Raw genomic sequence first — 9,215 nt, 5'->3', positions numbered from 1 at the left:
ACGAATCGCGGGAACAGACCGAAGCTATCCACGCCTTGCAGCGCCATAAGCAAACCCTCGAAGGCTTACTGGCCGAGAATGAAAAGGCGTATATCACCGAACTGCATCAAAACGCCCAGCGGCTGTTGCGCCCGCTCAATGTGGTTAACCCTTATGCCTCACAGTTAACGTTCATGAGCGATAAAACCCGCACCCGGCGCGACCACATGAAATATCTCACCCTGATACAAAGTATCGCCCTGCTGCATCAGCACCAGCGCGAGGTGAAGACCGCGGAACACCGGGGCAAACGGCTTGAATATATCGAGGTGACCAAAGACGATATTAGCTTAGCAAACCGGCTGGCCCATGAGATATTAGGCCGCACGCTGGATGAGATGCCGCCCCAGACCCGAAAACTGTTGCTGCTGATACAGCAAATGGTGAAAGACACAGCGGCAGCGCAACAACGCCCGGTGAAAGATATCCGCTTTACCCGCCGGGATATCCGCAGTTATACCCACTGGAGTGACAGCCAGCTTAAGCTCCACTGTCAGCGCCTGAGTGACATGGAATACCTGCTGACACACGGCGGCAGTCGCGGCCATCTGTTGCAATATGAACTGCTCTGGAATGGCGATAAAGCGGAGGAGGCTCACCTGTGCGGTCTGATTGAACCGGAAAATCAGGCTGCCAATAGTGTATATGACTCGTGCAAGTCTGGCCCGGATGAAGGCAAGTCGGGGTCAAGTCTGCCCCAAGTCAGGGCCAAGTCTGGGTCGCCAAAACCGGCGGCAAGCCGCAGTGACAAAGGGCTGAACGGTTCGCAAGTCGGGACAGCCTGAAAAGGACTGTTCCGGCCCCCTAAAAATCAGGCCGTCGTACCGTACTGCCCCTTCATCAACGAACCTGAAAGCCAGAAAGGAAAGTGTGAATATGACGGGTGCAAGTCTGGCTCAAATGAAGGCAAGTCAGGGTCAAGTCTGCTCCAAGTCGGGGTCAAGTCTGGTTCGCCAAAACCGGCGGCAAGCCGCAGTAGCACAGGGCTGAATGACTCGCAAGTCTGGGCAGACAGAAAAGGACTGTTCCGGCCACTTAACAATCAAGCCATCGTACCGTCGTGATGCATCACACACCGATAACCATTAACCGCTGTTCCCTACAGGAAATCCCATCATGTCATCACCCGCTAAACATCAATCCAACTCCCGCCCGCTGACCCTGCGCCAGCATCTGGACGCGTATCTGGATAACCTGCTGTTGCAGGGGGCGAGTCAAAAGAGCCAGTCCGCCCGTCATGAACGGCTGTCACCGTTCGTCAACTGGTGTGAGGAACAGGGCGTAATATCCGCGGCTCAGGTCACCGAACCGTTACTGGAAAACTGGCAGCAGCATCTGACCCGGTACCGCAAAGCCAACGGTCAGCCCTACCCGCCGGACAGTCAGCGCCGACGCCTGCGCGCCTTACGCCTGTGGTTCGACTGGTTGCAGCAACAGCACGCTATCCCGACCAGCCCGGCTGCAACACTGGCCTCGCCAGACAGAAAAAAACGTCCCTCGGTGACGGAGACCCACGGTCAACCCGACGCCATACCGGCCCGCTTCGCCACCTTACGCCAGCATCTGGCCGCCTGGCTGGAAGCCGTACGAGGACAGGGCTTAAGCGAACGGACTCAGGAGTCCTATGAAGAACGGCTGTTGCCGTTCATCAACTGGTGCGAAGCGCGTGGCGTGATGACGGCACCGCAGGTCAGCCTGCCGTTACTGGAAAGTTACCAGCGCTGGCTGAGAAGCTCCCGTAAAGCGAACGGTCAACCCTACAGCCCGGGCAGTCAGCGGGACCGCCTGAGTGTCTTACGTCAGTGGTTCCGCTGGCTGTTGCAACGTCACCATATCCTGTATAACCCGACGGATAACATGGTATTGCCAAGAGAAGAAAAACGGCTGCCGGCGCAGGTGATGAATGAAGACGAAACCCACACGGTCTTAGCCGCAACGGATATCAACACCCCAACCGGGCTGAGAAACCGGGCTATCCTTGAAGTACTGTGGAGTACCGGTCTCCGGCGGATGGAAGTAGCCAACCTGCTGTTAAGCGAGGTGGACTTCGGGCGCGGGGTGGTGCTGGTCAGACAGGGTAAAGGCGGTAAAGACCGGGTGGTGCCCATCGGCGAACAGGCGCTGCACTGGTTAAGTCGCTGGCTCAGCGTCCGGCCCGAGTTAACGCGGCGGGAGGACAGCGGTCACCTGTTTATCACCAGGAAAGGCCGGGGACTGGCCAGAGGCACGTTAACCCAGATAGCCGCCGACAGCATCCGTAAACAGGCGCAACTGGCTAAACCGGGGGCCTGTCATCTGTTCCGCCACTCCATGGCGACGCAGATGTTAGAGAACGGCGCAGACACCCGGCACATCCAGGCGATACTGGGGCATGAGAAGCTGGAAACCACCCAAATCTATACCCGGGTGGCTATCGGTCACTTAAAGGAAGTGCATGAGCAGACCCACCCGGCAGAACGGCAGTCAAAGCAGGCAACGCTGCCAGACGATAAGCAGGCAAATAGCGACCAGCCGGACAGCCCGAAGCCGGTCTGAACGCGCTGTGTTGCCGGACTGTCTTTAAGGTTAGCCGGTTCCCGGTGAGCGCGTGGGGTGCAGTGAAAGGCAGACTGCGCGCATCCCTGCGCACAGACTGCCTGCCCACCTTCGGAGTGCCGGCGGTAAATGGTGGCCGCCCGGCCCTCAACTCAAGTGTTCTCTGTCAACACGGTTGCCGGTCAACCCCCATTCAACATAATGTGGCATTAAGCGCAATGGGCCTGAACGGCCCACAACGCTTAATGGTACATTATGTCGGCGCCGCCCACCCAAGGGCGCTGCGCGGTTACCTCAGCCCCGGTGCGCGGCTGGCCGCCGGGGGGGCCTCTCAGCCCCAGAGGCGCGCAAGGCGGACGCCTTCCGCTGTCAGCCGCAGTGCAAAATCCCACCGCCGCAGTCGCCGCCCTCCCTGGCGGCTCCGGTGTTAACATCTGCCTTAAGCCGTTGCCGGTCAGGCCGTCAGGGTCAACGGCCCTGAAGGCAGGCCAGCAAGCTGGCCGCGGTTTATTGCCCCCACCCAACCCGCTGCACTGGCTGCGTCCGGCTCGCAGTCGCAGGCTCCTTGCTCGTTCCCGTACTCGCCATCTCCGCCCCGTCCGCCCCCGCGGGCGGGGGCTCCCCGCTGAACCCCGTCGATAAGCGGGCTTCGCCAGCCCGCACCCGGCCAACCCGCGTCAGCGGCGCAGACAAGCTGCCCCGCCGCCACGGGTTCCTGATAAAACCCGGTTCTGGCAGGCAAAGCGGGCCGAAACCCGGCACTGACGTTGGGGGAAAAATGCGCTAACATCGGGAAAGTGCCCGTCGGGGCGAGTTGATATGTTCTTTAACAGGGTGGGAAAAGCCGGCGAAGAAAAAGGCGGCTAAATCAGGGGGAAAGGTCCGCTCAGCCGTATGATGGCGTCGGGATAGTGCCTAAGACCCTCTGGGGTTGACAGGGGGCATAAACCTATACACTTATGCGCCCAATCCGATGACTTGGATTGACCCTTGGGGATTAAATAAAACACCAGCTCAATTACCAGATAAAATAATCTACAATGAGAACGGTGTGCGTGTATGGCATAACTATGGAAACCTTGGTGCAGGCATAGGCACTCCGAAAGAACATGCCCCGATTCATTATCATGTAACTGTTGGTTCTGATAAGTATGAGTATAGAGTCTTCCCTAGTGGTCAACCACTTAAAGAATCTAAGCCTCTTCCTCCAAAAGCGAAGACTGTATTTGAAGCAAACAAATCTCGTTTCTCTCAGATAGGTAAAAGGATTGGCAAATGGTATTCAGGAATTAAAAATAATCAAAGGTGTCCATAATGTTTACAGAGCAATTAAATTTTCTGGCAGACAAAAAAATTTCACTCAATGCTCAGGATAATCCTGAGCTGTCATTTCAATTAAGAAAGTTGATTTGTTTGTTTAGACGTATTCCATCTGATCTAAAAAATCTAGAATTGGAACAAAAGTTAGTTTGCTTTGTTTCTACTGCCGTACAGAATGGATACTATAAAGGCCAAGATTTTATCTTGTTAGCTATTGATATAGTGGAGTTTTATAGGAAGTATTCTTGCGATTATAGAGTATTAAGCACGATGGGTTATTTTTGCCAAATTCATTTTTCTGTTTATGAATTATATTATAAATATGGATTAGCGTATAAAATTGGAGGGTTATTTGTAAATCACTGGAAGTATTATTCTAAGAAAAAGAATTCTACAATAAGTGATTTAATTTCTAATTATTATTTGGTTTATTTTAATGGTTTTATAGATAATGAGCCTAATGCATTGCAATGTATTGATGAGATTAATGCTCAAGATTATTTAATGTCAGAAGCAGGATTGTATCAAAAAAAGTCCATAATATTATGGCTTTATGAAAATTATTTTTATAAAAGAAATGATGGATTATTTTTCTTAACTCAGTATGAACATGATAATACTATTAAGAAAAAAATAATCGCCATTACCAATAAGAGAAAATAAGTATAAAAGACTGGAAAATCATAGAGATTTTCCAGTCTACCTTTTTCTGCCCTAGCGAATATCTGTTATAGGCCAGTGATGACTATAGCCGCTCAATTTCTGCTCTTATGCTTGTACTCACCAATCAGTTCCCGCATCCGCTGCTTAATGTCACTGAGCTGGTCTTACTGGGTGTAATGCCCAATTTAATTCCAGAAAAACAGCGCTTGGAGCAACAAAAAGAGATGCGGGAATACCAATGAATCAGCACCCGGATAAAGTCGATAAAATTCCACTAACAGACATGAATAGCCGAAGAATTTTGGATTCTAATCATAAGCCAATTGAAACCCGAGAATATCATTTTACTCGCTCAGACGGCCCTAAAATTGTAATACAAGAACACTCAGCCGGGCATATATATGGTCCACCAGGAACACCTGGCAACCAAGGTCCACATTTTAATATAAGGCCACTTGATCCAAAAACAGGAGCCGGTTCAAGAAATGGTAAGGTTCCGGGTACGTCTGAGCATTATGAATTTTAAGGAAACTCATTATGTGGTTTGAAAATGCCATATATAAAGAAAAAATTAAACATATGTTTAACAATGAATTGTCTATTGAACATGTTGAAGTCGAGATTATTTCGTTTTATGCGCATTCTTCACTTAGACTTGGTCTTCATAGTAAAAACATCCCAACAACATTCCCTGATAAGTGGAATAAAAGTGAATTTAATGCACTGAGTATTTTGTTAGAACTTGGTGATATTATTCATTTTGAATGCAAAGGAATTAGCCTTGATTTTGAGTGCACTCCAACTATCGAATATATAGATAACAAAATACATATGAGTATTTTTCATAATAATTTTTACTTCAACTGTATTGCTCAATTTCTAACAATTAGAGATATAACGCCTTATCTAGATGAAAGATGGGATTAACATTTTAATTTATTGTTGATCATTCCAATAAATAACAAAAATCCGGAAGATCATGGGGATATTCCGGCCTTCTTGTGATCTACCGGGGCGAATATCCACTGTATGCCAGAGCATATTGGAGCTTACCGATCGCATCTTTGATCTGATACGCTTCCTCGTCATTCACCGCACAGGCCCGTATCTCCGCCCAGCACAGCCGCTTAACCAGTTGGGCCAGGGCCAGCGCTTCAATGTGGGTTAACTGAATGTCCTGTAAATGTTCAATGGCTATCGTCATCTCATGCTCTCCCCTTAACCCACAAAACCAGTTATCAGCGCCCGCATCTGTTGCTTAATCTCATTGAGCTGGCTCTGCTGCTGCTGATGCTGCTGTTGCGTGGCTTCACTGTCAGGAATGAGCACCAGACAGTCGCCCAACTTTTTGGGGTCACTTCACTGGCGGCTTTACCTGCGGGCCTCGCCAGCCCGCATCAGCGGCGCTGACATCGGGGAAAAAGCGAGCTAAAATCAGCAAAGTGCTCGTCGGGGCCAGTTGGCATGCTCTTTAACAGGATGGGAAAAGCTGGCGAAGAAAAAGGCTGCTAAATCAGGGGGAAAGGTCCGCTCAACCGTATGATGGCGTCGGGATAGTCCCTAAGACCCGATAGGATTAGCAGGGGGTCTGAACCTGTATGCGTACGTGCCGAATCCGGTGTCGTGGATCGACCCCTTAGGCTTAACTGGCTTTGATGCTTCTGGTAGACCTTTATCCAGTCCAAATTATAGTGTGTGGTATCAAACAGATATCCCCACAGATTTACATTCAAGTAGCAGACCTAAGCATTTTAATAATGCAAATAAACAACTGTATGAAGTAATACAAAAAGATCCACGTTTAGCTAAAGCGTTACCGCCTGAAGTTGTAGCGCATGTGCAGCCAGGTCCAAAAGGTGGATTTGAACGTACTAGCCCGCCTAATCATTCATGGCACCATAATGCTCAAAATCCAACTAAGATAGAACTTATTCCAAGATCTCAACATCAAGCGCCTGGCGCTGTACAGAAAAGCCTTCATCCAAATCAGGAAGGAGGATTCAAAAAGTTAGGTAGTGGAAAATGTGGTGGACTATAAATAATGAGGTAGTTTATGAAGTTAGTTTCTATTGCTGATGTATTATCGACCCCAGAAAATAATTCCAGCGAGTGGTTTTGCTTACCTCCAGATCAAAATAGTTGGACGTTAGAAACAGAAGGAATTTTTTCTCTGAGTAGTGCTGATTTTCCACCTGATTCTGATGATTATTTACCTAAACAGGTAAAAGAAAACGGGTGGATTGAAGTTTTAGATGGAGGAACAATTGAAGAAGTAGTAGCTAATACTAAGGCCCAGTTAGACAATCCATCTCTTAATGATCTATTGAAGGCATTTATTTTTTATTTTGAAAATGATGCTTTTATGGAGTTTTAATTATATGAGATATGAGCCGGAAAGATCCTTGAGATCTTCCGGCCTTCTGATGATCTATCTTGGTGAATACCCACGGTAAGCCAGAGCGGATTGAAGCTTAGAAATCGCATCTTTGATCTGATACGCTTCTTCGTCATTCACGGCACAGGCGCGTATCTCCGCCCAGCACAGCCGCTTAACCAGTTGGGCCAGGGCCAGTGCTTCAATGTGAGTTAACTGAATATCCTGTAAATGTTCAATGGCTATCGTCATCTCATGCTCTCCTCTTAACCCACAAAACCAGTTATCAGCGCCTGCATCTGCTGCTTGATCTCTTGCAGTTGGGCCTGTTGCCGCTGGTACTGCTGATGCTGTTGTTGCGTGGCTTCACTGTCAGGGATCAGCACCAGACAGCCATCCATCACCTTCACGGTAATCTGGCCGCCAGTATTAAATCCCGCCTGTCTCAGCCACTGCCCCTTAAGATGTATCGCCGGGGTGGCATTCTTGACCTTATGCCCGTTCGGCACATAACCCACCGTGTAATAACGTTCTGTTTTCACGGCTTTATTTACTGCCGCTTCTGCTTTAGAATGCGCCTTAGCCATAGTAACTACCTCTTTTAGTTGCTTGTGGTGAGCAACGTATTTGGGTGCCCGCCCGAATACGTTGCGTTATTGCCCTCACTTCATCTTAGAAGACCAGCGTTCAGCCTCGTACTTGATGATCATTCCTTCCAATAACTCCCTAATCACCTCTCGCTGCTCCGGCTGCATGTTGTTAATAGCCTGAAACTGTAGAGCCAAGTCGGCATCAGGTAGTAGCTCATCTTCTTCAAATATCAGTGAATCAGTCGTGACCCGCAATGTCTGTGCGATCTTCTTAATTGCCTCCAGAGAAGGTAACGAAATCCCACCTTCGTAGCGTTTGACCTGAGTCACATGGATACCAATGGCATCCGCCAATGCTTGCTGTGAGAGGCCCTTTTGCTTACGGAGGGCAACGAGTCGGTTAGCAATGCTCATCGAATTAAACCAGTCAGAGAAATTTGCCGTCATTCTACCCTCCAAAAAATGCTTGCTTTATATTGGTATCTTAATAGATACTAAATAAAAGAGCAATGGAGTCTTGACGCATTTTTTAGGAGGTCGTTTTATGGCACGCATCCCGGAAGCAGAATTACAGCACCTGAAAGCCGCCGTCTCCTTAGTCGCCGTGGTGGAGCAACAGGGGCGACAGCTCTTTAAACGCGGCAAAGATTACGTGCTGCTGTGCCCGTTCCATCAGGAGAAAACCCCGTCAATGGTTATCTCACCGGCAAAAAATCTCTATCACTGTTTTGGCTGTGATGCCGGCGGCTCAGTACTGGACTGGGTGATGAAAACCGAAGGCTTAAGCCTGCGCCATGCCGTGGAACGCCTGCGCGGGGAACTGGGCGAAAATCCGGCAATGGCCCCGCTGGTCCAGCCGGATGAACCCGCCGTGCTGGCCGAAGATGAAGCCGGACGGCAGGCGCTGCTCAACCGGGTGGTTGAGTTCTACCACCACACGTTGCTGAACGCCCCCGAAGCCCTGGCTTATCTGGAAAAACGCCGGTTAAATCACCCGGAATTAGTCGCCTGTTTTAAACCGGGCTTTGCCAACCGCACCCTGGGTTACCGGCTGCCCGCCAGTAAATACAAGGCCGGTTCCGCTATCCGGGTCCGGTTAATGGCGGCGGGTATCCTGCGGGACAACGGGCATGAACACTTCAGAGGGTCATTAGTGATACCGGTTATCGACCGGCACGGCCAGATACGCGAAATCTATGGCCGTAAAATCGGTGATGACCTGCGCAAAAACACCCCGTGGCATCTGTATCTGCCCGGGGCGCATAGCGGGGTCTGGAATGAACCGGCCATGGGGGCGTCAGCCTCGCTTATCCTGTGTGAATCATTAATCGATGCGATGTCATTCTGGGTAGCGGGTTACCGTAATGTCACCGCCGCCTACGGGGTGAACGGGTTTACTCCCGACCACTGGCAGGCACTGAAACAGCATCAGGTCAGACAGGTGCTGATTGCCTTCGATAATGACCCCGCCGGGAATGATGCCGCGGTAAAACTGGCCGCCGAACTGACTGCCTCCGGTATCACCGTGTTCCGGGTGGTGTTCCCTGAGGGCATGGATGCCAACGGTTATCTGTGTCAGGTCGCCGAGCCGGAACGGGCCTTCGGGTTGTTGCTGGACAGTGCCGTGCCGATGCAGGAAGCGGCAGAGGTACAGGCCACCACCGCAACAGAGCGGGCCGCACTGGCTGAACATC

General features: G+C 50.3%; 11 protein-coding genes and 2 pseudogenes. 9 read left to right on the top strand and 4 right to left on the bottom strand.

The genetic code is table 11. The annotated features are described in order from the left end of the window. The 6 genes and pseudogenes from EAE89_RS21910 to EAE89_RS21880 all read left to right on the top strand — a co-directional run. Window positions 1–824, top strand: a pseudogene (locus tag EAE89_RS21910) (DNA primase); the annotation flags it as partial. Window positions 825–1,569: 745 nt separating this feature from the next. Beyond that, window positions 1,570–2,574, top strand: coding sequence for a site-specific tyrosine recombinase XerC (xerC, locus tag EAE89_RS21905; protein ID WP_339423543.1), 1,005 nt, complete (start codon window positions 1,570–1,572; stop codon window positions 2,572–2,574). 919 nt (window positions 2,575–3,493) lie between these two features. Then, window positions 3,494–3,580, top strand: a pseudogene (locus EAE89_RS24460) (RHS repeat-associated core domain-containing protein); the annotation flags it as partial. 308 nt (window positions 3,581–3,888) lie between these two features. After that, entirely contained in the window at window positions 3,889–4,557 is a 669-nt protein-coding gene (locus EAE89_RS21890) for a hypothetical protein (protein ID WP_149617312.1), read from the top strand. Between the two features lie 238 nt (window positions 4,558–4,795). After that, entirely contained in the window at window positions 4,796–5,083 is a 288-nt protein-coding gene (locus EAE89_RS21885; RefSeq protein WP_149617311.1) for an HNH/endonuclease VII fold putative polymorphic toxin, read from the top strand. An 11-nt stretch (window positions 5,084–5,094) separates the two neighbouring features. Further along, a complete protein-coding gene (locus EAE89_RS21880) occupies window positions 5,095–5,484 on the top strand; it encodes an Imm50 family immunity protein (RefSeq protein WP_149617310.1) in 390 nt (129 codons plus the stop codon). 79 nt (window positions 5,485–5,563) lie between these two features. Here EAE89_RS21880 and EAE89_RS21875 read toward each other — a convergent pair whose 3' ends face one another. Beyond that, window positions 5,564–5,761 (bottom strand): DUF7706 family protein, encoded by a 198-nt coding sequence (locus EAE89_RS21875; protein ID WP_214086576.1) that lies wholly within the window; start codon window positions 5,759–5,761, stop codon window positions 5,564–5,566. A gap of 366 nt (window positions 5,762–6,127) precedes the next feature. On the opposite strand from EAE89_RS21875, the gene EAE89_RS21870 reads away from it, so the two are divergent. Beyond that, entirely contained in the window at window positions 6,128–6,595 is a 468-nt protein-coding gene (locus tag EAE89_RS21870; protein ID WP_339423542.1) for an HNH endonuclease, read from the top strand. A 15-nt stretch (window positions 6,596–6,610) separates the two neighbouring features. Beyond that, window positions 6,611–6,931: a DUF7716 domain-containing protein gene (locus tag EAE89_RS21865; protein ID WP_214086574.1), complete on the top strand. Its 321-nt coding sequence runs from the start codon at window positions 6,611–6,613 to the stop codon at window positions 6,929–6,931. A gap of 54 nt (window positions 6,932–6,985) precedes the next feature. Here the strand turns inward: EAE89_RS21865 and EAE89_RS21860 are convergent, their stop codons facing one another. The 3 genes from EAE89_RS21860 to EAE89_RS21850 form a co-directional block, all read right to left on the bottom strand. Continuing rightward, window positions 6,986–7,183, bottom strand: a complete 198-nt coding sequence (locus EAE89_RS21860; RefSeq protein ID WP_166291727.1) for a DUF7706 family protein — start codon at window positions 7,181–7,183, stop codon at window positions 6,986–6,988. A gap of 14 nt (window positions 7,184–7,197) precedes the next feature. Next, window positions 7,198–7,518, bottom strand: a complete 321-nt coding sequence (locus tag EAE89_RS21855) for a SymE family type I addiction module toxin (protein ID WP_214086573.1) — start codon at window positions 7,516–7,518, stop codon at window positions 7,198–7,200. Window positions 7,519–7,593: 75 nt separating this feature from the next. After that, window positions 7,594–7,935 carry a helix-turn-helix domain-containing protein gene (locus EAE89_RS21850; RefSeq protein WP_315903533.1) on the bottom strand — a complete coding sequence of 114 codons (342 nt, stop codon included), beginning with the start codon at window positions 7,933–7,935 and terminating at the stop codon, window positions 7,594–7,596. Window positions 7,936–8,065: 130 nt separating this feature from the next. On the opposite strand from EAE89_RS21850, the gene EAE89_RS21845 reads away from it, so the two are divergent. Then, a partial coding sequence (locus EAE89_RS21845; protein WP_214086572.1) for a CHC2 zinc finger domain-containing protein occupies window positions 8,066–9,215 on the top strand: 1,150 nt, incomplete at its 3' end.

It is taken from the genome of Photorhabdus heterorhabditis (assembly GCF_018448905.1).
GTDB lineage: Bacteria > Pseudomonadota > Gammaproteobacteria > Enterobacterales > Enterobacteriaceae > Photorhabdus > Photorhabdus heterorhabditis.
The sequence above is the reverse complement of the archived record's forward strand: the minus strand, read 5'-3'. Positions and strand labels throughout refer to the sequence as shown.